This window comes from Planctomycetia bacterium (assembly GCA_021413845.1).
Lineage (GTDB): Bacteria > Planctomycetota > Planctomycetia > Pirellulales > PNKZ01 > PNKZ01.
Genome location: JAIOPP010000020.1, coordinates 1 through 23,704, shown reverse-complemented (window position 1 = coordinate 23,704; position 23,704 = coordinate 1). Strand labels below are relative to the sequence as shown.

At 60.8% G+C, this 23,704-nt stretch carries 19 protein-coding genes; 1 reads left to right on the top strand and 18 read right to left on the bottom strand.

The window, feature by feature from the left end:
* Positions 1-21 precede the first annotated feature (21 nt).
* From K8U03_03710 to K8U03_03675, 8 genes are all read right to left on the bottom strand, one after another.
* Complete coding sequence (locus K8U03_03710) at positions 22-987, bottom strand: hypothetical protein (GenBank protein ID MCE9603990.1); 966 nt, start codon at positions 985-987, stop codon at positions 22-24.
* Positions 984-4,775 (bottom strand): hypothetical protein, encoded by a 3,792-nt coding sequence (locus tag K8U03_03705; GenBank protein MCE9603989.1) that lies wholly within the window; start codon positions 4,773-4,775, stop codon positions 984-986. Before K8U03_03705 ends, K8U03_03710 begins: the two co-directional genes overlap by 4 nt.
* Before the next feature lie 23 nt (positions 4,776-4,798).
* The gene (locus tag K8U03_03700) at positions 4,799-7,243 is read right to left on the bottom strand and encodes a VWA domain-containing protein (GenBank protein MCE9603988.1); all 2,445 of its coding nucleotides are present in this window, start codon (positions 7,241-7,243) and stop codon (positions 4,799-4,801) included.
* The gene (locus tag K8U03_03695) at positions 7,240-9,657 is read right to left on the bottom strand and encodes a BatA domain-containing protein (GenBank protein ID MCE9603987.1); all 2,418 of its coding nucleotides are present in this window, start codon (positions 9,655-9,657) and stop codon (positions 7,240-7,242) included. Before K8U03_03695 ends, K8U03_03700 begins: the two co-directional genes overlap by 4 nt.
* A gap of 13 nt (positions 9,658-9,670) precedes the next feature.
* The gene (locus K8U03_03690) at positions 9,671-10,573 is read right to left on the bottom strand and encodes a DUF58 domain-containing protein (protein MCE9603986.1); all 903 of its coding nucleotides are present in this window, start codon (positions 10,571-10,573) and stop codon (positions 9,671-9,673) included.
* Positions 10,530-11,588 carry a MoxR family ATPase gene (locus tag K8U03_03685; protein ID MCE9603985.1) on the bottom strand — a complete coding sequence of 353 codons (1,059 nt, stop codon included), beginning with the start codon at positions 11,586-11,588 and terminating at the stop codon, positions 10,530-10,532. Before K8U03_03685 ends, K8U03_03690 begins: the two co-directional genes overlap by 44 nt.
* The gene (locus K8U03_03680) at positions 11,585-13,954 is read right to left on the bottom strand and encodes a PQQ-like beta-propeller repeat protein (GenBank protein MCE9603984.1); all 2,370 of its coding nucleotides are present in this window, start codon (positions 13,952-13,954) and stop codon (positions 11,585-11,587) included. The genes K8U03_03685 and K8U03_03680 overlap by 4 nt, the downstream gene beginning before the upstream one ends.
* A gap of 229 nt (positions 13,955-14,183) precedes the next feature.
* Positions 14,184-14,363, bottom strand: a complete 180-nt coding sequence (locus K8U03_03675; GenBank protein ID MCE9603983.1) for a hypothetical protein — start codon at positions 14,361-14,363, stop codon at positions 14,184-14,186.
* Between the two features lie 167 nt (positions 14,364-14,530).
* Here K8U03_03675 and K8U03_03670 point away from each other — a divergent pair, with 167 nt between their 5' ends.
* Positions 14,531-14,911: a DUF983 domain-containing protein gene (locus K8U03_03670; protein MCE9603982.1), complete on the top strand. Its 381-nt coding sequence runs from the start codon at positions 14,531-14,533 to the stop codon at positions 14,909-14,911.
* A gap of 29 nt (positions 14,912-14,940) precedes the next feature.
* Here the strand turns inward: K8U03_03670 and K8U03_03665 are convergent, their stop codons facing one another.
* From K8U03_03665 to K8U03_03620, 10 genes are all read right to left on the bottom strand, one after another.
* Positions 14,941-15,261 carry a hypothetical protein gene (locus K8U03_03665; protein ID MCE9603981.1) on the bottom strand — a complete coding sequence of 107 codons (321 nt, stop codon included), beginning with the start codon at positions 15,259-15,261 and terminating at the stop codon, positions 14,941-14,943.
* 82 nt (positions 15,262-15,343) lie between these two features.
* On the bottom strand, positions 15,344-15,808 hold the full coding sequence (locus tag K8U03_03660; protein ID MCE9603980.1) for a DUF420 domain-containing protein: 465 nt from the start codon (positions 15,806-15,808) through the stop codon (positions 15,344-15,346).
* A 6-nt stretch (positions 15,809-15,814) separates the two neighbouring features.
* A complete protein-coding gene (locus K8U03_03655) occupies positions 15,815-16,510 on the bottom strand; it encodes an SCO family protein (protein MCE9603979.1) in 696 nt (231 codons plus the stop codon).
* The gene (locus tag K8U03_03650; protein ID MCE9603978.1) at positions 16,507-17,376 is read right to left on the bottom strand and encodes an ABC transporter permease; all 870 of its coding nucleotides are present in this window, start codon (positions 17,374-17,376) and stop codon (positions 16,507-16,509) included. The genes K8U03_03655 and K8U03_03650 overlap by 4 nt, the downstream gene beginning before the upstream one ends.
* Positions 17,373-18,365 carry an ABC transporter ATP-binding protein gene (locus K8U03_03645; protein ID MCE9603977.1) on the bottom strand — a complete coding sequence of 331 codons (993 nt, stop codon included), beginning with the start codon at positions 18,363-18,365 and terminating at the stop codon, positions 17,373-17,375. The genes K8U03_03650 and K8U03_03645 overlap by 4 nt, the downstream gene beginning before the upstream one ends.
* 27 nt (positions 18,366-18,392) lie before the next feature.
* Positions 18,393-18,905 (bottom strand): cytochrome C oxidase subunit IV family protein, encoded by a 513-nt coding sequence (locus tag K8U03_03640; protein MCE9603976.1) that lies wholly within the window; start codon positions 18,903-18,905, stop codon positions 18,393-18,395.
* Between the two features lie 76 nt (positions 18,906-18,981).
* Positions 18,982-19,569 carry a cytochrome c oxidase subunit 3 gene (locus K8U03_03635; protein ID MCE9603975.1) on the bottom strand — a complete coding sequence of 196 codons (588 nt, stop codon included), beginning with the start codon at positions 19,567-19,569 and terminating at the stop codon, positions 18,982-18,984.
* 539 nt (positions 19,570-20,108) lie between these two features.
* Positions 20,109-21,089: a heme o synthase gene (gene cyoE, locus K8U03_03630; GenBank protein MCE9603974.1), complete on the bottom strand. Its 981-nt coding sequence runs from the start codon at positions 21,087-21,089 to the stop codon at positions 20,109-20,111.
* Positions 21,086-22,204: a COX15/CtaA family protein gene (locus K8U03_03625; GenBank protein MCE9603973.1), complete on the bottom strand. Its 1,119-nt coding sequence runs from the start codon at positions 22,202-22,204 to the stop codon at positions 21,086-21,088. The genes cyoE and K8U03_03625 overlap by 4 nt, the downstream gene beginning before the upstream one ends.
* Before the next feature lie 48 nt (positions 22,205-22,252).
* Positions 22,253-23,704, bottom strand: a 1,452-nt coding sequence (locus K8U03_03620) for a cbb3-type cytochrome c oxidase subunit I (protein ID MCE9603972.1), incomplete at its 5' end; no start/stop codon positions are given.

Here is a 23,704-nt window from a genome sequence, read left to right as displayed (position 1 = left end):
AAGGTCCGCGAAATCAAGAGTTCAATCTTTGCGTTGCAGCAGCGTCTTAAAATATTGCTCGATCGAATACTGATACTTCGTGGGAAAATCATCGAACGAAGATTGCATCACGTCTTGGCGTTCCCGCTCGGGGAGTTGCCCCCAGATTTTCTCCAGCATCTCCTTGAGCTTTCCGGCTTCGGGGCGCTCGGCTTTCTTGGCCGTGAGCTCGTCGCTGCTATCGCTCGGGTTCGAGGAGGGCTTATCTCCCGGTTTGTCCCCCGGCTTGGGCGGGCCGGGCTTCTTCGGGCCCGGCTTTTGGCCGCTCGGCGGACCTTTCGACTTCGAACTCGATTGCTGCGACTTTTGTTGCTCGATCCGTGCGATCAGCTTTTCCAAGTCCTCGACGATGCCGCGCTGAAGCTCTTGCGTTTGGTCGCCGGAATCGGTGCGACGCAAGCGCTGCTCGGCATCCCGAACGCGACGACTCAAACGAACGAGCGGATCGTCCGACTCTTTTTCTTCCGCGTTGCCGCCGGTTGCCGGCTTACCGCTCGGTTGTCCGTGGGCTTCGTCGTTCGGCTTGCGCTGCGGCTTCGTCTCCGCATCTCCGCCGAGATCTTTTAGTAGTTCTTCATCCAGCGGGTTTAGCGATTTTTCAGGGGGCGTCTTCGCTCCCCCTTGCGTCTTCGATTCCGGCTGCGGCTTTTCTTCCGTTTGCGGTTTTGCCGCGGCCGGGCGCTGCGGCGCCGGCGACTTGTCGGCCTCTTTCTCTTTTTTCGGAGACGCGGGCTTCTTCTCCGCTGCAGGTACTCCCTCGTTCAAGTCTTTGAATAGTTCATCATCGAGCGCCGACGACGAGGTTTTCCCCGTAGCCGGCTTCGCGCCGGCGGAATCTTCCGCCGCTACGACGACGCCGGCATAGGTGCCGGTCGTCGCGAGAACGAGCAAGATCAACGTTCGTAAAATCCACGTTCTTAAGATTGCGATGCTGCGATTGGTTTTCATTCCGTTTCTCCTAGCGCAGCATCCGTGCGTCGCGCCGGCTTTTTCATCGGCTCTTTCATATCAGGCTTCTTGGTATCGAGATCTTTCAAGTCGCCCTCCTTCAAATCGCTGTCTTTCAAGTCGACGTCGGATTCATCGGCCTGCGGTTTTGGCTCCCCCACTAAGTCCAACAATAATTCCGCCAGCTTTCCCTGCTCTTCGCCGAGTCGTTTGAATTCTTGCGACTCTTCCGGCGTCAACGTTCCGCGCTTGCGGACTTGATCGAGTTCCTTCGTTCGCGCGTTGACGTCTTCTTGCAACAACTTGATGAGCACGATTTCGGCAAGCGACGTCGGCGCTTCTTCTCCGCCGCCTCCTTGCTCGCCTTCTCCTTGGCCCCCGCCTCCTCCTTCGCCTCCCTGCTTCTTCTGACTTCGGGGTTTGATGGCATCGAGCAATTGCTGCAAACGCCGGATCGCGTTTTGCGATGCTCGTTGCGTTGCGGCATCGGTGCGGCGTTCGCGCACCATCTCGGCCGTTCGGGCCATTTCGCCGGCGGAGCTTTCAAGTCCGAGCTTGAATGCCGCGGCAGAACGCATCCGCTCGGCTGCGGCGCGTGTGTCCCGTTCGAGCGTTTCTTGCTCTTCCGCTAGGTCAAGCAAGCCGATTTGCGCGCCGCGCGTGAGCCCTCCCGCTTGACGCATCGTTTCGTAGCGCACGATCTCTTCGACGATTCTGCGCTGTCGCGCGATCGAAGCTTTGACGTCGTCTTCCATCTTCGCGGCGACTTCTTGCGCGAGATCGGCCTCGGCCTTGCGGCGCTCTTGAGCAAGCTCGCGTTGCGCGTTTTCCAAGTCGCGCTCGGCCGACGCCGATTGTTCTTCCGCTTGAGCGGCGTCTCCTTGCTCGGCCCCTTGGCCGGCACCTTCCATCTTTCGGCCTCCTTGATCGAGGCGGGCGGCCGAGCGCTCGGCTCGTAATCGCTTGAGTTCTTCGGCCAGCTTCGCGTTCTTCTCTTGGAGTTCGCGCTGCTTTTTGGCGAGTCGCTCAAGTTCCTGCTTCCGTTCGGTTTCGTTCGCGACCTGCTGCGCATCGCGAAACTTGCTCTTCAGTCCTTTCTGTTCCTGCGCGACCGAAGCGAGATCGGTTTCCGCTTTCTTAAGCTTCGAGACGAGCCGATTCAGTTCGTCGATCTTTTGCGCCGACAAAGCCTGCATCACCTTGCCGAGCTTCGCGAGCGCTTCCTGTTGTCGCGCCGGAGCTTTGCCCGATTGATCGTCGCGGAGCATTTGGCCGGCATCGCGCATCGCTCCGGAAGGGTTGGCCTGCTCCGCCGCTTCGACGGCACGATCGAGCGATTCGTTCTTTTGCGATGCGCCGCTCTCGGCGTTGCGTTTCATGTTCTGTTGCAGTTGCTCGAATCGTCGCGAGAGCGCCCCTTGCCGGCCGGCGAGTTCGTCTCGTTTGCGGTTCGCGGTTTCCTTGCGTTGCTGCGCCGTTTCGCCCGGCTTCCCGTCGTTCTTCAACTGCTTCTGGAGATGCTCGAGCGTTTCGGCGGCGAGTTGCTCTTGGTCTCGCTTGATCCGCGAAAGCTCTTCGTGGAACTTGCCGTAGTCGTCCCATTGCGCGAGATTGCGCAGCATGGCGTCGAGTCCGTCGAGAAGCCCTTGCTGGCGCAGGCCGGCGGCGCCGAGCGCTTCGGCCGCTTCTTTACGTTGTCCGGCGTTCGTTCGATCGGTCTTCAAGGCCTCGGCCAACTTGTCGGCGATCTCTTGCGGCTTCGTCTCTTTGTCCACCGTCGCGAGTTGGCCGGCTATATCCGACAGGCGAGACTCGACCTCGCGGTTGTCGATGCGGTTGTCCTTCAAGTCTTGAAGCATCGCGGCCACACGACCGCGCACCCCTTCGCTGCGCTCCGGTCCCTTCCGCTCGGGCGGTTCGTTGGGCGAGGTGGTCGTTCGATCGAGGCCGAGCGCGGCGGCGACCTCGCGCTGAAGATCGAGCGCTTGCGTCAGATTTCGGCGTGCCGCTTCTTCGACCTTGGGATCGCCGGTCGGCTTCTCCAGGCTCTGTCGCGCGACTTCGGTCGTGTGTGCGTGCGCCGCGTCTTGTTTTGCCCGCAGACGATTCAACTCGGCATGCAACGCCCGCTGACGCTCGTTCATGCGCTCCAGGAATTCATCCGGCGCCACGACGCGCAGCCGACGCGAATCGGAGATGCGTTCTTGCGGTCGATAGTCGCTCGCGGCCGCGAAGAGCGTGACGAATGTACCCGGCTTAAGATCCAACGGCTTCAGATCCCATTGGTAGTCGATCGTCCGAACTTCTTCTTCCTTCAAGTGGGTCGGGGCATCGCTCTCGGGCGGCGTAAAAACGGTTGGGCCGGCATAGAGGGAAATCGTTTGATCTCCCTCGGCCGAGCGATCGGAGCGCGAGTAGCGCAACACTATGTCGCGCAGCGCAATTTGCGGGCGAACCGCGAAGGCGTCGCCGGCCTGCACGCCGACGCCGACCTGCGCCGCCGGCGTAATGTAGATATCGCCTCGAGGATCTTCGGGGCTTCCTTGCGGCTTCGTCAGCTTGATCCACGGTGCCGGGTCGGGCTCGACGACGAGATCTTGCCGTGCGTCTTCGCCGCCGGGAAAACCGTCGTCGCCGCTGAGCTCGAATCGCAACGATTCGCTCTTCACGGCGCTCCAAGCGGTGCCTGCCGCAAGCGTCAGGGAGAAGCCGAGGCGGTCGTCGTCCATCGTTCCTTTAAGGGTTGTCCCCCCGTCGGAGCGAATCGTAGCCGAGGCGAGCGGCTTGTTGCAACGAGCCCAGAGTTCGAGCGTCGAGCCGGCGGGAATCGGATTCGTCAGCGAAGGACGCTCGGCGGCAAGTGCGCCGGTGTCGAGAGATTTCCAATGAGCATAGGCGGGATAGTGCACCTTCCAACGGACCTCGCGCACGGTCGGCGGCTCGACGACTTGCACGTCGATCCACGGCATCGAGCGATCGTCTCCGCCGATGGCACGATAAGAGAAATCCTGAGTCACCTTCTCGCGCTCGGCCGACCAGGTGCCCGCCTCGAAGCGCATGACGGCTTTCTCCGGCACCGAGTTCTCGGGGCCGCGACGATAAAAAATCGTTACGTCGCCGTCGACTTCGGCTCCGTCGGCATCGATGGCTTCGGCCCGGAAGCGATGTCCGTAGGCTACGCGCTGCGTCGGGTTGACGAACTTCAAATGGTTCGTTTGCGGCCACGCCTCGCCACCCCACGGCATCAGCAATCGGTTCCAGGCGATGCTCGCCGTGTGCGGGCGTATGGCCACGATGCCGATCGCCGCAGCGCAAACGACGCACGCGGCGAATGTCGCCGCGACGATAGGTCGGATGCGCACCACTTCACCGAGCGGCAAGCGCATCGCATCTTGCGTGGTTTCGTGGATCATCGTGCGACGCAACTCGGCGCTTCCGGCGCTCGGGTCGTCGTCGCTCGAGCGCAAGAATGCGACGGACCCGGCCAGGCGCTCACGGAGGATCGGAAACTTCCGTTCGACTTGTCGAGCGAGAAAGACGTCGCTTAGTTCGGCCTGATATGCCGGGAGCAAGAATCGCCGGATCGCCCAAATGATCACCGCGACGACGGCGCCGGTCGAGGCGAAGCGGATGCCGGGCTCTTCGTATCGGAGTAGATAGTCGCCTGCTGCGGCCAGCCCGACGACGCCGACCGCCACGGCCGCGGCGCAGCTCAAGCCGTGCAACAGCAGCAAGCTGCGCGCCTTGCGGCGTAGCGCTCCGATTTTAACGTCGAGCGGATGAGGCATGGCCCGTCACTCCTTGACCCCGATTATATCATTCCCTGACGTTTGCGCAGCAGCCATTCGCCCACCGCGAGGGCGACGAACAGCAGCAGAGCGAACCACTTATTCCAGAGCGCTACCGGCGGCAGCGGTTCCGTCGGTAGCAACCTTCCGCGCGGTAAGCGATCGAAGAGCCTGTCGGCATCGTCGTAACGGAAAAACGCCCCTTTGCCCGCCGCCGCACCGGCGATTAGGTATGCGTGATCGGCTTCGATCGGCATCGTCTCGGCACGCAACGAGGCCACGGTGAAATCGTCCGTCGGAACCGGCGGCGACGTCGATCGGGCATCAAGGCCGGCGGCGGTATTGAGCGCGCCTGAGAAGCGAGCGCGATACTTTCCTTCCGCCATGCCCGTCACGCTAGCTTCGAACAGGTTGCGCAGGTTGCGGCGTTGCGTGAGCTTCACGGTTTGGTCAGGCCGGCCTTCGCTCTCGATGACGACGTTCACGTTGCCGTCGCTCGGCACGAGGCGTTCGTCTTGGAAGCGGATCTCCAACGCCACCGGCTTGCCGACTTCGTATTCATCTTTGCCGACACGGAGCGTCGCGAGCCGACCGCTCCCTTTCGCCAGGGCTAATTGACGCAGCGCTTGCACCCAATAACGGGCGAAGTAAAGATCGCCGACGCGCCAGCGCCACCGCCAGGTTTCATCGGTCGTGTGAAACAACACCATGCCCCGGCCTGCACGTTGGAAAAGAACGAGCGGCAGCGGATTGCCGTCGCGCGATTTTCCTTCGGTCGCTTCGAGCATCGTTTGAGCCGATTTCCGTTTCTCGGTTTCGAGCATCCAATAGATGGGTGCAAGGGTCGTCCAGACGCTCTTGGACCGCTCGCTCGTATCGTCGAGTTGGAAGATCGGCTCTTCGTATGCCTCGGGCGTGAGCCGAGCGAGCGTCCCTTTCTTGCTGAGCGATTCCGGTGTCGGGAGAGAGGTCTTATTCCAATCGATCGGCAATAGATCGGCCAATACCGTGCCGCGATACGACATCGGCATGTAGCGCGGTCCGGCGGCGAAGATCACGCCCCGGCCTTTCTCCAAAACGAAATCACGCAAGTGAGCCAGAGCCGATGCGCCGAGAAATTCGGGATCGACGTCGCCGAACACGACGACATCGTACTTCAGCAACTCGTCGAGCGTGACTGGAAAGATCGTCGTCACGTTCGCGTCGATTCGTGGGTAGTCTTGATCGGCCTCTTGCAGTACCGACGTCAGATGCACGGTCTCGTCGCGGCCGAGCATGTGTTTCAAATACCGGTACTCGAAGTTCGGATACGACTGCACGAGCAATACTTCGACCTTGTCGGTGCGGACTTCGATCGTCGCTTCCAGACGGTTGTCATCGGCCGAAGCTTCTCCTTCGAGCGGCTTCGCTTCGACGATAAAGCGAAACGTGCCGGTCTTCGTCGGACGATGCGTCAGTCGCACTGCTTGGCCGACGTCGTCTTCGCCGAGTCGAACCGTCTTGGTCGTGAGCGTCGTCGGGTCGCCTGCTTCGCGCAAGGTCACGTCGACCGATTTTCCTGAGCTACCTCGGCCGGTGAGCGTGAAATCGAAGCTGACGAGATCGTTGACCATCACGTATTCGCGAGTCTTTAAGTCGGCGAGTTCGACGTCGACCGATTTCTTCGTCTCGCCGAGCCCGACCGTGAGAAGAGCGACGTTTCGTTCGGCGGCGGTTGCAGCCGTTTCGGCGAGGTCGGCTCCGGCCGTGTTCACACCGTCGGAAAAGAGCACGACTGCCGCGATCGGTTGGCCTCGCAACTCTTCGAGCGCCGTGCGAAGCCCGTCGCCGAGTCGCGTGGTCTTGCCGCCGGCTTGCATTTCTTCGAGCGCTTTTCGGAGTGCGCCGGCATCGAGCGGCAGTTGATGAGCCGCATCGGAAACGGCGAACACGCGCAAATGGTAATTGCGATCCGCGAGTCGCTGCAAGAACGACGCCTCGTTTTCCAAGAGCAACGCGCGAACGGCATCGAGGCGCGACGAGCCGCCGAGCGCTGCGCCGGCAGATGCCGCAGAGGGACTCGATGGGCGACTTTCGCGGTAGCGCGCGATGCGACCGGCCAGCTTCTTTGCGAAAGCCTCGTCGGCGTAGCGGTCGACAATGTTCATGCTTTCGGAATCGTCGACCAGCACGACGACGCTCGGCAGTCCGGCCCGCTTGAGCGTGATGCTGAGCTCGCCGATCATTGCGATCAGGATCGCCACGATCGACAACCGCAGCGCGGCGAGCAAAATACGATACGGGCGCGATGCTTCCTTCGCTTGGAAATAGCAATAAAACACGACCGCCGCCGCCCCGGCGGCGATCAGCAGCGTGAACGTCGACCCGAGCGGGCGAAGCAATTCCAATCGTGCTAATACGGATTCGTTTCCCGCGCCTGACGAGATTCCGACGAGTTGCTGCAACCAGAGCGGGCACTCGAAGTTCATATTCGGCGCCTCCCCATCCGACCGGCGAGCCATGTTTCGGCAATCGCCGCGGCCAGCGCCGTCATGAGCAACCAGCGATGAATCGGATTCTCGTCGACCGAGGCGACGAATGTTTGCGTCGGCTCGGCGAAGTCTTGCAACTCGGTGTCGTACGAGAAGCGGATGCCCGACCAAGGTTGATCGGTCAAGCGATTGGGGGCCATCTTCGCCGGATCGCTTTCGCGCGCGTCGACGTTGACCGCATAGCGTTCGACCGAGTCCGTCGAACCGCTGATGCGAACCGTGTAGATGCCGCTCTGCGAAGTATCGGCAAACGTCCAGCGGAAGAACTCACCTTGCGAAACGATTTCGGCGGCGATGCCGTTCGAAGAAGGGCGTCGCGCGGCGGTCGAAATGGTGCGATCTCTTTCGCCGTCGGCGGTAGCGGTGGGCTTCGCGTTCGCCTTATCGGCAGTTGCCGTCGCCGTCGGAGTTGGCGCGGCGGCCGGTTTCGTCTCCGGCAAGCGTGCCGCGTCGCTCGATAGGTCCTCATCGGCGGCCGGCGGCAAGACCGTGACTTTCGCCGAAGCGGTCGTGCGACGGAGCGACCCGGTAAGCGGTTCGCCGACGGTGCGCAACGTGCGCGAAGTCCGTCCGCTGCACGCATACGCCAACAACTCTTGCACGATCGGCACGAAGCCGGGACTCAGCGGCATCGTCGTCCAAGACGCGACAGGCGCCACGGCGACCATCAACGATCGCCCTGCGCCGATCGGTTCGCTCACAATCAGCGGGTCTTTCGCATTGTTGAGGAATTCCAAGGCACGGAGCGTCAACGGATTGCCGGCGTCGTCGAGACGATAGTATTTATAGACCGGCGTGTTCAGCAAGTTGCCTTGGTCTTGGCCGCGAAATTCGGCCATCAGCGGATGCGCGTACTTGAGTGGATTGAGTTTATATTGCGGCTCGGCGACGATCGGCCCGAGCTTGGCAGGTAAGATGCGCTCCGGGCCCGATGCAAGGAGATCGTTGTAACTCTTAGCATCGGCACGAGGGCCGAGCCAAGTGACGAGCCCGCCCCCTTCGCGCACGTAGGAGTAAAGGATTCTTGCGCTAGCCGGGGCGAGCCGCTTCAAGTCGACGAGGAAAACGCAATCGTATTCGCCGATTTCTCGGCGCTGGAGAATGTCGTCGGTTTCGACATCGACACGCACGGGAGATGCGGCGACGGATTCCGCCCCCGGCTTCAATCGCAGGGCCGTCTCTAAGTTTTCGAGTCCATACGTTTCTTCGTCCGACACGACGGGTTCGTGCAACAGAAGCACGCGTAGTTGCGGCTTGGTTTCCAAGACGAGCCGGCGATGGTTGTCGATCTCCAGCCGGTCGGAAGAGATCTCGACTTCGTAGACTCGGCTGCCGGGTTCACGCGCGGGATTAGAAGCCGGGAAGTCGAAGACCACGGTCGTCTCGCCGCCGGCTTCGACATTGAGCAGTTTCTCTTCCACCTTACGGCCGTCTAGATGCAGCATGGCCGTGATCCCTTGCCGCGGAGAACGGCCGAAATTCTTCACGACCGCACGCAGCGTCGACGGCAGGCCGACCACGGCATACGGCTCGTCGCTCGTGAAGTCGACGATCGCGGCATTTTCGGCATCGTTGAGGCCGACGTCGATCACGGCCGCCGCGGTTTCCGCCCCCCAGCGCTCGCAACGCGTGCGAAACTCCGCGATGGCATCGGTCGATCGCTCGTTGCCCGCCGGATCCCACGTTTGCTTGCCGAGGTCGGTGATGAAGTAAACTTCGCGGCGCTTGATCTGCGGGTGCGACTCACGCCCCTTGGCGAGTAGTCGATCGAGCTCGTTGAGGCATTGCGTTAGGTTGCCGGCGCCGTCTGGTTGCACGATGTCGGAGATGATCGCGCGAACGTCTTCCTTGCGGAATAGAGGGGTAGCGACGACGGTGCGCGACGGCGTGCCGAGCACCACGAGACTGTAGCCGTCTCCTTCACGCCCGCGGTCGACGATCCGCTCGGCGAGTTGCTTTGCTTGCTCGAAATAGCTGCGCTCACCGGTCGGCTTGTAGTTCATCGAGAACGAGCCGTCGACGACGATCACGCGATGCACGCGCTCGCCGGACGAGACCAACATGCCCGCACTGCGAAAGCCCGGTTCGGCTGCCGCGACGACGACGAGCAGAATCAGCAACGTTCGCACGGCCAGCAGCAGCCATTGCTCGAGTTGCAGCCGGCGCGAATTCTTCTTGATCGCCGCCATCAAGTATTGCATGGCTGCCCAAGGGGCTTCGCGATACTTCCGCTTATTCAATAGATGGATGATCAACGGCGCGCTGGCAGCCGCCAACCAACCCAGCATCAGCGGGTTGGCGACGAAGGCCAAGAGCGGTGTGATTCCCGAGGAGAATAAGTCCGTGATCATAAAGCGAAGGCGATTACTTGATTCGATTCATGCGGTTGGCGAGGTACTTACTGAGCGCGAGATCGAGCGGTTGGTCGGTTCGAAGTTGAAGATAGTCGATGTTGCGCGCGTGGCAGCCGTTGCGAACGGCTTTCGTAAAAGCATCGAATTCGGCGAGGTATGCTTTGCGCAAGCTCAGCGGGTCGACGAGGAGTTCCGGCAAGCCTTCGAGCCCTTTGAACATCGTCATATTGCGAAACGGGAAGTCGAGCTCGGCCGGATCGAGAACGTGCATCAAAATCACTTCGTGCCGACGATGGCGAAAGTGCTTGAGTCCCGCGAGCAACGAATTGACGTCGTCGAACAGGTCGCTCAACACGACGACGACGCCGCGCTTCTTGTAACGCTCGGCAAGCTCGTGAAAGATCGGGCCCAGCGTCGTCTTATGAGTCGACGGCGCGATCTCCATCGCGTGCAGCATTTGCTTGAGATGCGTCGGATGGCTGCTCGGCCGGATCAGCGCACGCACTTCGCGATCGAACGTCGTGAGCCCGACGCCGTCTTGTTGCTGCAAGACGAGATACGTCAACGACGCCGCAACGCACCGGGCATAGTCGAGCTTCGACATCGGCGCGTCGTCGCTCTTATAAGTCATGCTCTCGCTGACATCGAGCAAGAGATAGCAAACGAGATTCGTTTCTTCTTCGTACTGCTTGAGATAAATGCGGTCGGTCTTGCCGAACGCCTTCCAATCGACATAGCGCAGGTCGTCGCCCGGAACGTATTCGCGATGTTCCGCGAATTCGACGGAGAAGCCGTGGTACGGGCTGCGATGCACGCCCGTCACGTAGCCTTCCACGATCGAACGGGCCCGCAACTCCAAGCCTTGCAGCTTAGCGAGCGTCCGAGGATCCAAATATTTGCGGTAGTTTTCCACGAGTAAACGCGCCGTCGTCGGTCGAAGGAATGACGTCGATAAGTCGCTGCACGATGTCGTCCGGGCGGAGTCCTTCCGCTTCGGCGTTGAAGTTGGTCATGATGCGATGCCGCAACACGGGAAGGGCAACGGCGCGAACGTCGTCGCAAGTCGCGGCATAGCGGCCATGCAAAGCGGCGCGGGCTTTGGCGCCGAGCACGAGATACTGGCTCGCACGCGGGCCGGCGCCCCAACTCACGTAGTCGCGCACGAATTGCGGGACTTCTCCTTTTTCTTTGCGCGTGAGCCGCGTGAACTGCATCGCGTAGCGCATCACATGCTCGGGAGCAGGAACGCGGCGCACGATCTGCTGCAGCGCCAAGATTTCTTCTCCGTCGAGCGTCGGCGTGAGCTCCACACGCGTATCGGTCGTCGTGCGCTTGATGATTTCGAGCTCTTCGTCTTCTTCCGGATAGTCGACGTAGGTGTTGAACATGAACCGATCGAGCTGCGCTTCCGGAAGCGGATACGTCCCTTCTTGCTCGATCGGGTTCTGCGTCGCGAGGACGAAGAACGGCGGATCGAGCTTGTAGCGTCGGCCGCCGACCGTCACTTGATGTTCTTGCATCGCTTCGAGAAGCGCAGCTTGGGTCTTCGGCGGCGTCCGGTTGATTTCGTCGGCGAGAATCACGTTGCCGAAGATCGGTCCGGGAAGAAACTTAAACTCGCGCGTGCCGGAAAGTTTGTCTTCTTGAATCACTTCGGTGCCGGTAATGTCGGCGGGCATCAAGTCGGGAGTGAATTGCACGCGGCTGAACTTCAGCGTGAGCGTGTCGGCGAGAGTGCGAATGAGAAGCGTTTTCGCCAAGCCGGGAACTCCGACCAGCAAGCAATGGCCGCGCGCGAACATCGCGATCAGCAACTCTTCGATTACTTGGTGCTGGCCGACGATCACTTTCTGCAGCTGATCCGAAATCCGGCGATACGCCTGGTTCAGTTTGTGAATCGCCTGCACGTCGTCTTCGGGGAGCGTCATTCGATGACTCGCTTGAAAGTCGCGGGAGGTCGGGTATCGGGATCGCCTAAGACCGGCTCGGGAACGAAACTTCCGGCATCGTCCGACTTCGTTCGGACGCCGCCGTGTCGATCGAAGGCAACCAGTTCGGTTGCGCCGGCGATGAGTAGGTAGTCGCCGGCGGGCACGAGATTGCCGCCGGTTGCATCGCGCGTCGAGAGTTCGATCTCGCGCAGAGGTTCCATCGCTTTCAACGAAAAGACTTCGAGCTTCGTGCGCGTCGGCCAGATCGCTTGGTCGTGTATGAGTGCTCCCCGGCCGTAGCCCTTGGGAGAAACCTCGGGCCATTCATGCGCCACTTTTCCCGACAAGATATTGATGCGCCACATGTGGTCGCCGGTGGCGAAGAGATAGTCGCCGCCGGTGCCGAGCATGTGTACCACGTCGCCGGCGAGAGTCGTCTCCCAAAGCAACAAGCCGGAGGTCGCGTCGATCGCTAAGATATGCCGACTATCCGAAGGAGCGACGAACAGCGTCCCTCGATCGTAGACGCACGGGGTAAGATCGCGATGGAAATGCGTGGTACTGCGATTCGGATCGTTGTCGACGGCGCGAGGATAAAGCGTGACCCAGCGGACTTCGCCGTTGTGTTTCGACAGCGCCGCCACCGCGCCGAGATTCGTGTTGTAGTAAACATGATCGCCGACGAGCGTCAGAAGATTGTGCGTGATTTCATCTCGTTGCCCCTGCGCAGGGGTTTCGGCCGAGCAGATCAATCTGCGCCACAACATCGCGCCGGTCGCGGCATCGAGACACGCGACATGAGCTTGCGGCCGGACGCCCCCCTTGCGCATCGCGACGTACACATGCTCGTCGTCGGCCAGAGGCGTCCCTTCGAAAGACCAGCGCTCTTCCGCATACTGCGGGGTGCCCCAGAGTTGCTTTCCCTCTCCGTTCAAGTCGAGGCAAATTAGATAGCCTCCGCCGGATCGGCCTGGGTTCTCCGTCGAAGACGACGTGACGGTGTTGCCCATCCGCGCGAAGAGGCGATTGCGATGTGCGGTGAGCGTGAAACGGGGCGTACCGATCGTCGAGCGGGAAGTGAAGCCGCCGTCCATCGTCGTGTTTTCACTGCGATAAACCGCGTAGTCGGTCCCCCAAGCCGGCTGGCCGGTGGGAAGATCGTAGCCGAGAATTTGCCACGGCGTGCCGATGAATACTTTCCCGCCGACGACGATCGGATGGTAACTCAACGCCGAGCGCCGATCTTCCGCTACGCGTCGCGTTGGTTCGTCGGTGTCGGCGATGACGATCGGCGTCAGCGGCGCGCGCCACTTCACCCGACCGATGTCGAGCGCCGTAGATGCCATGCGGTTACGGGCCGGGTTGCCGCCGAAGGTGCGCCAATCGGTCGAGCGATCGTCGCGCGGCCATTCGCGACTCTCCGCCGCGAGCGCAGTCAGAGCCTCCGCGAAATTCACCTCGCGCCCGCCGATGCGCCCCCGCGCGTCGGGGTAGACCGTTGCGAAGTCGCGCAGGCCCGCGTCGGCCCAATCGCTGGAGCCTTCGAGAATCGAAGTAAGAATGAGTCGCGCGAAGACCTCGGCCGGCGACTGCTTCGCCGACGGGAATGCCAGCCGGGGGCCGACGATTCCGCGTACGCGCAACAGCCCGGCCAAGCGAATCAGATCCGGATCGACCACGCGGCGGGCATGCAGCTCGTACTGCTTTAAGCTTTCGCGCCGCCGATAGTAGCGATCGATGAGCGCGAGATCTTCTTTCGAGAGCGACCGATCTTTACGCAGCTCTTGAAACGAACCGTCGACGATGACGGCCGGCGGCGTTTCGATAAGCTGCTCCCAATAGCCGCGGGCCGCTCCGTAGTCGCCGCGCTCCAACGCCATTTCGCCGAGCAGCCAGAGGGCCTCGTCGCCGTAGCTGCTGCAATAAAATTGATCGACGATCCGCCGCAAGGCCGCTTCGTCGCGGCGTTCGGCTCCGTCTTCGAACCACTGCTTCGCCTGGCCGTCTACTTGGCCTCGATAAATCGCCAGCGCTTCGGCCGGCATCGAAGCGAAGCGGCGATGACAGAAGTCGCGAATCCGAACGTAGAAGCCCGGCGTAACGGCGATGACTTTGTCGCCCCGTTGATCGGAAACTTGTCGCAAGGTTTCGATCGTTTCGTCCCATTGCCGATCGGCGATGAGCCGCTTGACTCGTTCGAGATGGCCGCGGACGACGGCATCGGCTTCGTCGAGCGCGACGTCGGCCGAGAGCTCGAAGCGGGGTTGTTGGGCCGTGGCCCAGCGGGTCGAAAGTTCGGTAACCGCACCCCAGACCGCAATAATTGCGGCGAGCCGGAGCAAGATGCGGCCGAAGTCGACCATACGCGGACACCTGCCGTCGAAAAGAGCGAACCGACGCACATGCCGATCGCTGCCTCTTGAAGGCTGAGTCTCGCGAGTCGTGCCGCCTTGCCGCCGGCGTAAGTATATGCAAAGTCGGACTTTAATGGAAGAAAACAACCTGACTAACGGTTGATTCCGTCTGACATGCTCAACCCGGCATGTGGTAAACGCGCCGGGTTCGCTCATTGGTTGAGGGCATCGCCGGCTGTCAGGCACCGCGCGTATAACCTTCGATCAGTCTCCCGATGTAGAACAAGCAGAGCGCTCCCACCATTAAGAGCAACATCGGGCTCAGACTGGAGCCCATCCAGCCGAAGAGTTGCAACGGGAAAGATAACGGCAGCAAGGCTAATGCGGCGACTTGCAGGAATCGGCCGAGGGTGCGCATGGCGATCAACGTCGAAGGTGCGAACGAGGGATCTAACAGCGATTGTAGCCGATGAAAACCGAAAGGAAATCCGTGAACCGTCGTTGACGGACGACCGTCTTTAAGTCATAGGTGAACCCGCTCACGATGAGGCATCGGCGACTTACACAACTCAGCGAACGACCACTATGCCACCGACAACTCAGGAACGCCTCGGTCTCGTCGGACGCATCTTGCGAGCTTTGCGGCTGCGATGTCCTCGTTGCGGCGAGGGGAAGCTCTTCGCCGGTTGGTTTAAGATGAACGACCGCTGCGCGAAGTGCGACACCGATTTTCGCCGCGAGCCCGGCTTCTATCTCGGCTCGATCTACTTCAACTACGGGCTGACGGCGATCATCGTCACGGCGACGTATGTCGGAGCGATGATTCTCGGCTACGGCCAGAGCAACACGCTGTTCTGGTCGACCGCGGCCTTCTGCGTCGCGTTTCCGCTGTGGTATTTCCGCTACGCACGCAGTCTGTGGCTGGCGATGGACCACTACATGGATCCGCCGCCGGAGCCGAAGTAAGCGACTCTCAAGTAAGCCGACTTTGCTTACTAAGCCTGTCCAACGGAGACTTGTCCGACGGCAACAGCACCGTCGCTCGCTTGCGGTTTCGCGGCCGCTTCGGCCTCGGCCGCCAATCGCGTGCGGCGCACATGCAGATACACATAGCCGCCGAACGACCCGAAGATGATGAACGGCATCGAGAGCATGAAGATGATGCTCAGCATATAGCCGCGCACGATGTTGCCCCGCTCGGGCCCCTGCCCCGCTTGGCCGTCGGCGCAGCCCGGACACGCTTCCGCCGCGGCATACCAAGCCATCGTCGAGACCAGCACCAGCGCGACGATCAGCAGTCGATTGCGGTTCATCATAAGATTCGCTTCACGAAACGAACTAAAATCGCGACCGTTCATTCAGCCGCGGTGAGGGCACCGCGGGCTCTAGAATTATAGGTCAACCGCTCGCAACCGGATAGATGTGATAAAGCACCGCGTAAACCAACACGCCGGTCACGGAGACGTAAATCCAAATCGGAAACGTCCAGCGGGCGATACGCCGATGCTTTACCCGCTCGTCGCGAAATCCGCGATAAATCGTGATTAGGGCGAGCACCGGCACCGCAGCGGCGAGCACGACGTGCGAGACCAGCATGACGAGATAGGGAAGCCGTAAGTGTTCCGGGCCTGCAAACGCTCGACCGCGAATTCCCTCGCGTGCATAGAGCAATTGGTGATACGAAAGGTAGCACCCTAAGAACACGACGCTCACGCCGAACGCCGAAACCATCACCCACTTATGGGCCGTCTCGCATCTCCGCTTGATCAGCACGTAGCCGACCAAGAGCAATATGCCGGCTAGCGCATTGAGCGCCGCATTAACGGTCGGTAGATCACGATAAGTAAACTCCGCAAACAGCATCGACGCTTACGTTCCTTTCGGGCCGGCGGTCGCCGAAGGAGTCGCCGTCGCCGAGGCCTCTCCGTTCGTCGCGCCTCCCGGCTTCCAACCGACAGGCTGTTCTACGAGTAGGTCGCGCAGCTTTTGCTTGCAATTACTAAGCTTCACCGGATTCTGAAAGTCGTAGGCTCCGCGCACGATGCCCGCTCGATCGACGACGACGAGCGCATCGGTATGGGTCGTCGGAGCGACGTTCACCTTCAGCGCCGTCCCGAGGTCTTGCGTCTCGGAGAGCGGAGCGTTGAGAAACCACCATTTGTCGGCCGGGGCATTCAGATTGTCGGCATATTGCTTAAGCCGTTCCGGAGTGTCCACGGTCGGCTCGACCGTGATGCTGACGAACTGAATGTCCGTGTCCTTAAATTCTCGCTGGATCGCCGCCACGGCTTGGTTGAGCCGCAGGCACGACATCGGACAGTTGGCCCAAAAGAAGTTGACGACGAAAATCTTTCCTTCGAGCTCATTGAGTTGAATCTTCTTGCCGCTCCGCTCGACGAAGCGAAAGTCGGCTAGCGGGCGAGCCGGCTTGATGTGTAAGTCGTTCGTCGGCGAGTTGCGCGATTCATCGATCGTGCGCCAATTCCGTACGACGAAGATTCCGGCGTAAACGCTCGACGCCAACAGCAAGACCGAAAGCCAAATCTTCACGGCTAGATGGTTCATAGCAAGTCTCCGGTCGTGCGCGAGCGAGCCATGCGCGTCGCCAAGGCGAACAACACGCAAGCCAGCGCCGTGGTCACGATCCAACAAGTCGAGAGCGAGGGCAAATGCGGCGGCAACAGCGATGCGCTGTCCGGGACGTTCCAATACATCAGATGCCTAAGGCCCGCGGTCATGTACGTCATCGGGTTCACTGCCATCACATAGCCTAACACCCCTTCGCCCGGAAAAAATGCCCCGGACAGGAGCCACATCGGCATGAGGAAGACACTCATCACGGCATGAAAGCCTTGGGTCGAATCCATGCGCCAGGCGATCAAGAAGCCGAGCGCCGTCAGCGTGAATGCGGAGAGAAAACCGAACGCCGCGACGGCCAGCACCATCGTCGGCGAGTAGTGCAGCCGGAGCGTCAGCCCGAGCAAGAAGAAGACCATCGCTTGCGCGAGTGCGATCAACGTCCCACCGAGCAACTTGCCGAGCACCATGCTCCAGCGACTAATGGGCGCAACGAGCACCGATTGAAGGAATCCTTCGCGCCGATCTTCGATGATCGAGATCGTCGTGAAGATCGCTGTGAAGAGAAGAATGAGCGAGAGCGTGCCCGGAAAAAAGTATTCGCGGTAGCTGACGGCCGAGCCGTCGGTTCCCGGCATTCGGAATGAAGGTCCGAGCCCTGCCCCGAATAAGATCCAAAACAAGATCGGTTGTCCGACCGCTCCGATCACTCGGTTGCGCTGCCGAAAGAAACGCGTCAACTCCCGGCGGCAAAGCGTGCCGACGACCAGCGCATGATCGCTCCACGAAGCTGACGTCGGCGTGTTGCGCGATCGAGCGGCCGACTCGCGCGCGGCGGGGTGCGAAAGGCTCATCGTCGCACCTGCTTTTTCTTGCCCGACCGAGCGTCGTTCACGGCCGAAGAAGCGAGCAAGTCTTCGCTCAAGAAGCGATGGCCGGTTCGGTTGATGAACACATCTTCCAGCGTCGGCTTGCCGAGCGTGACCGATTTCACTGCGCCGGGAAACGCTTCGACCACCTGCGCGACCCAGCGGTGTCCGTCGGCTTGTTCGATCCGGACCGTGTCGTCGATCCTCCGCGCCGCGAAACCGAACCGCTCTTGAAGGCCCGCGATCAAGCGCTCGGGCTCGTCCGTCTCGATCGTCAGCGAGTCGCCGCCGACGGTCGCGCGCAACTTGTCCGGAGTGTCGAGAGCCACGAGTTTGCCGCGGTCCAGAATCGCCAACCGATCGGCCTTATCCGCTTCCTCAAGGAGGTGCGTCGTGAGGACGACGGTCGTTCCCTGTTCGTTGCGTACGAGGCGAAGATATTCCCAAAGATCGGCTCGCGCTCCGGGATCGAGGCCCGTGCTCGGCTCGTCGAGAATCAAGACGCGCGGCTCATGGAGCATTCCTTTGGCAAGTTCCACGCGACGTCTCAGACCGCCCGACAGAGTCTCGACTAAGTCGTGGCGTCGATCTTCTAAACGCAAGCGTGCGAGCATCGCATCGATGCGAGCATCCAGCATGGTCCCGCGGAGCGCGTAGAGATGACCTTGATGGCGCAGGTTCTCGAAGACGGTCAGTTTCTTATCGAGGCTCGGTGCTTGAAACACGATGCCGATTGTGCGCCGCACGGCATCGGTGGTGCTAGCAACGTCGTCGCCAAGCACGCGAATCGCGCCGGCTTGCAGCGGAATCAACGTCGAAAGCAAGCGGAAAAGGGTCGTCTTACCGCCGCCGTTGGGCCCGAGCAAAGCGAAGATCTCACCGCTCCGAACGTCGAAGCTCACCGCGTCGAGCGCTTGCCGCAGGCCGTAACGGTGCGACACCTCGGCGATTTCCACTGCCGCCGTTTCGTTCATGATAAAACCGCGCTCATGGCGTCACGTCTAGTGACCGCCGGCGTGTGCGGGAGCCGCCGAATGGCCGGACTCCGGATGCAAAGCCTTTTGCGCCTTGATGCTGGCTTGCACGAGCTCATCTACGTCGTGCGGCGTCGCCACGTATTCCAGCCGCTCATTCGAATACGGATAAAAGCCGTTGACGCGACGTCCGATGTCGGGAACCAAAGCCAAGACGAGGAACACGGACATCACCGAAGCCGGAATCGTGAGGACGTATTTCCAGTCGGCTTCCCATTTCAAGTGCATGAAGAACAGCATGACCAACAGCGCCTTCGTGCACGACACCGCCATCATGAAGGCCCAGCCGACGCTCGGATAGGCGTGGAACGGCCAGTAGTCGGAGTAGGTGAAGAACGAAGCGCCGGTAAGGACGCAGAGGATCACGAAGACCTGGATGTATTTTGCGATTCCGCCGTGATCGTCGTGCGCGTCGTGGCCTGCGCCGTGAGCGACCGATGGGCTCGTGTGATCGTGAGCGGAGTGACCGTGATCCGACATGGTATGACCGAAAGGTTAGCGTGAGGCGCGACGAACTCTGCGGCGTGCGCCGAACGGGCTTGAAAACGAAATCGAGTTAGAACAAATACAGCACGGGAAACAGGAAGATCCAAACCAAGTCGACGAAGTGCCAATACAGGCCGACGTTTTCGATCAGCCCGGCATTCTCCGCCGTGAACTTCATCGGCATCATTACGATGAAGCAAATCAGGCCGACGATGACGTGGATCGCATGAAAGCCGGTGAGGGTAAAGTAGGTGCTGGCCCACATGTTGCCGCCGGGGATGACGATCGGCATCTTGAGCCACGAGTGCTCGTCGTTGAGTCCGTGCAGGTGCGATTTATCGTGTGCTCCAGCCATCGGCATGATCTTCGCGGCGAGTGCGTAGAGCACTGCCGGCTCGTCCGACTTGCTCTCCGATAAGAGAGGCTGGACGATCTTTTCCTTTGCCTGCCAACCCTCTTCGAGCTTTTTCGCTTCTTCGTTGAGTTGCGTTTGGAGCCCGGCTTTCGCATCTTCGGCCGTCGCCGCGAGTTTCGCTTCGTTCGCTTTTACAAGCGCGTTGCGTTCTTGCGTGATGCCGTCGAGGATCGCTTCGGAGCGAGCCTTCACCGCACCGCCGAAATAGAGATCGGCCTTTTCGTAGATCGGGCTGCGCGGCATCGCGGGATAGATGTTGTGCGCGAACTTCGCGGAGTATTCGTAGCCCTTAATGCCGAGGAAGATCGAGCCCAGGCCGAGCGTGAGCGCAAGCCAGAGCTTGGCGGCATCCGAGCGATTCGACTTCGCCGCTTCGAGCGCAAGCACGATCGAAACCGACGAGCAGATCAGCACGAACGTGTTGAACGCCCCGATCGGCTCGCTGAGATGCACGGCATGCGGCACAGGCCACACCTTCGCACCGAAGCGCAGCACGATATACATGCCGATCAACGCGGCGAAGAACATGATTTCGGTCGACAAGAACAGCCACAGAAAGAGCTTGCCGTTGCGCAGCGGCAGAGCCGGCTGGTAGACAAGCTTCAAATGAGCGGCATGTGCGGCGGCTTCGTGAGACATGGGGAGGAAGGGGTCAGGGGTCGGTGGTCAGGGGTCAGCGAGGAAACGATGAGTCGATGTCGCGTCTCCGGCTTCCTTCAATAGCCCGGGGTGCATACCCCGGGTTCTCTGCGTATCTCGATCTGCGTATCTCTAAATCTCGATTACGAAAACGGTCCTAAAATTAGCATCAGCAACAACGAAGGGAGATAAATCAACGACGCTCGCAACAGCACGCGCGCCGAGCGTTCGTCGAGACATAACATGAACCAAACGGCGCAACCTAACTGTGCGAGGCCTAAGGCCAAGGCCCAAGCGAAATAGAGCGATCCGGCCGAGTCGATCACCGCAGGCAACAAACTTACGGGAATCAAGATCAGCGCCGTCACGACGGCCTGCGCCCCGCAACGCCGGCCTGAGGGGTCGACGACGGAGAGCATCTGTAGCCCTGCGCGAGCGTATTGATCTTTGTAGATCCAACTGATCGCCATGAAGTGCGGGAACTGCCAGAGGAAGACGATCATCGCGAGGGCCGCGACCGAGAGCGTGAATCGCCCTTCGTTGGCCGCGCAACCCATCAACACCGGCATCGCTCCGGCAACGGCGCCCACGACGGTGTTGAGCGGAGTCGACCGCTTCATCGGCGTGTAAACGACGACGTAGAGAAACCAAGTGAGGAAGCCGAAGAGCGCCGTCTGCGCGTTTACCGCGACGGCCAATAAGCCGACTCCGCCGATGCTCGTCCAGGTGCCGAACCAGGCGACTTGCCGCGGCGATAGCCGGCCGGCGACGAGCGGACGATCGGCAGTGCGGTGCATGCGAGCGTCGGTCGCGATCTCAAGCCATTGATTCCATGCACCCGCTCCGGCCGCAGTCAGCGCGGTGCCGATGAGGAGATAGGCGAGCGTTGCGGTGTCGGGAAATACCCAACGAGAAACGTAAGCCGAGAGGGCGACGGTAACGAGCTCGAGCACTGCGATGCGCGGCTTCGTGAGTTCGATGTAGTCGGCACACCGGCTGGCGAAGGTGGTGCTGACGACGGCGCGATCCGCGGTCGCGATGCAAGCCGCGGGACTGCCCGAAGCGACGTCGCACGAAGCTGCGCCGCCGGATGTCCGCTCGCCGATCAATACGCCCGAACTCATAGCGCCCCCTCGCGCATTAATAGGCCGCCGGAGAGGAGTGCGAGGGAAGTGCGGATGTTCGATGCTGCCCGAGCGACCGCCGCCGGCGAGGCCGATAAACGTCGCGCGACCGCGTCGTGAGCCCTGAGCGACAGGGCCGTAGAAATAGCCAAGATCAGCGATCCCACGGCGACATGCGCCGTGGTGATGACAAGTTGCGCGAAGCTTTGCGTGCGGACGACGAATTCGGGCACGATCGATGACTGGGCGGCCCATTCGGGAAAGCCGTAGTTGACGACCCACGTCGCCGCGCCGAGCAATAACTGCACGACGATGCTGCCTGTCAACCACGACGCCGGACCACGCAGACCGACCGCGCCGAACTTGGCCGCCGCTGAGTAGGAACGAATCGCCAGTTGCACGATATGCACGGTCAGCACCGCGGCCATGAACAGATGAAACAGCACGGCGGCTCGGAAAAACGACGGTGTGACGAAAGTCGCCATGTGGGGCGAATGCCGGACGAGTGCTCCAAGCACAAGCTGCACGTAAGCCAGAAGCGTCGTGACGATCGCTAAGCGGGAGAGCCGACTCAGGCTTCTGATTGCAAGTGGATCGGGATCACGATTCGTCGTCGGTTCCGCAGACGCAAAGTCGATGGCTCGCGGGGTAAGGTAATGCCGTAGTGCAACGCAGTAGGCGAAGAACAGCGGGCCGACGCACGCATGCAGCATCGCCAAGGTTTGCTTATCGAGCACGACGCGCAGCCCGCCGAGCACTCCTTGCAGAATCACGAGCGGCACGGCGAAGTAAGCGAGGCGAACCACCCAAGGGCGAGCGTCGTAGCGGCGAACGACGATCGCGAGTGCGATCGTCAGCATGCCGATTCCGGCGGCGAGGAGCCGATGCCCATGCTCGACGAAGATGTCCCAAGGACCGAAGAACCAGGTCTGCCACGGATACAAAAACAGATTATAGCCGTACGTGTTCGGCCAGTCGGGCACTGCCATTCCGGCATCCGACGACGTGACCAACCCGCCGACCCAAATCAACGGAAACACCGCGCACACGAGCACCGTCGCTAACCGATAAGGCAAGCGCGATTCAGCGGTGTTATTGAGCGGGTAAGTCGTCATCGAGATAGGGGTTCGTCGCGTGAGCAAGTCGTACTAATTAGCAGATTCTTAGTGCTGCTCCGGAGTCTTCTCGCCCGGCAGCGGCGGCTGGTTCTGCGGATAGAAATCAGAGTCGTGGCCCGGGAAGTTGTATTCGTAAGGACCGCGATAAACGACCGGTTGCGTATCGAAGTTGCCGTGTCCAGGCGGGCTGGGGGCGATCCATTCCAAGCTGTTCGCGTGCCAAGGATTGCGTCCAGCTTTCGGGCCGAAGAACAAGCTGTAGGCCATGTTGCCGAACAGTAAAAGTTGCGACAGGCCCATGCAGATCGCGCAGATCGTCATGAACTGATTCATCGGCTGTAGGTGGCGGAACGTCTCGTAGTGGTACGGGTCGGCCAAGCGGCGCGGGAAGCCGCCGGCGCCGAGAATGTGCATCGGATAGAACGTGCCGTTGAGGAAGATGAACGTGAGGAAGAAGTGCAGCTTCCCGACGTTGTCGTTCATCATCCGGCCGAACATCTTGGGAAACCAATAGTAGATGCCGCCGAACACCCCCATCGCGGTTCCGGCGAAGAGCACGTAGTGGAAGTGGGCCACGATGAAGTAGGTATCGTGGATGAAGATGTCGACCGGCGTGGCGGCCATGAAAATGCCCGAGAGCCCGCCGATGATGAACATCGCGACGAACGAAAGGGCGAAGAGCATCGGCGTCGTGAATTCGATCTTGCCGCCCCAAACGGTGCCGAGCCAGTTGAACACTTTCACGGCGCTCGGCAGGGCGATCATCATGGTCGAGACCATGAACGTCGTTCCGAGGGCCGGGTTCATGCCGGACATGAACATATGATGCCCCCAGACGATGAAGCCCAGGCCGGCGATGCCGGAGATCGAATACACCATCGGCTTGTAGCCGAAGAGGGGCTTGCGCGCGAACGTGGTGATGATGTCGGAAACCATGCCCATCGCGGGCAAGATCATGATGTACACGGCCGGGTGCGAGTAGAACCAGAACAAGTGCTGCCAGAGGAGCGGCTGTCCGCCGCCCGCGCCGGCCGGGATGCCGTTGACGATCAAACCTTCGGGGATGAAGAAGCCGGTGCCGATCGTGCGATCGAGCACTTGCATGAACAGCGCGGCGGTAAGCACCGGCAGTGCGAAGGCTTGCAACACGGCGGTGATGAACATGCCCCAGATGGTCATCGGCATGCGGAACATCGTCATGCCCGGAGCGCGCATTTGGATGATCGTGGTCATGTAGTTGACCGAACCCATCATCGACGACACCCCGACGAACAACACGGCTTGCAGCCAGAGAGTTTGCCCAAGGTGGCTACCAGGTGCCGCGGAGACGACGCCTGACAAAGGTGGATACGAAGTCCAACCTGCGGCCGACGCCCCACCCTCGACGAAGAAGCTGGCGATCATGAGGATGAACGAGGGCCACATGAACCAGTAGCTCAACATGTTGAGCACCGGCACGGCCATGTCGTCGGCCCCGATCATGAGCGGAATCAAGAA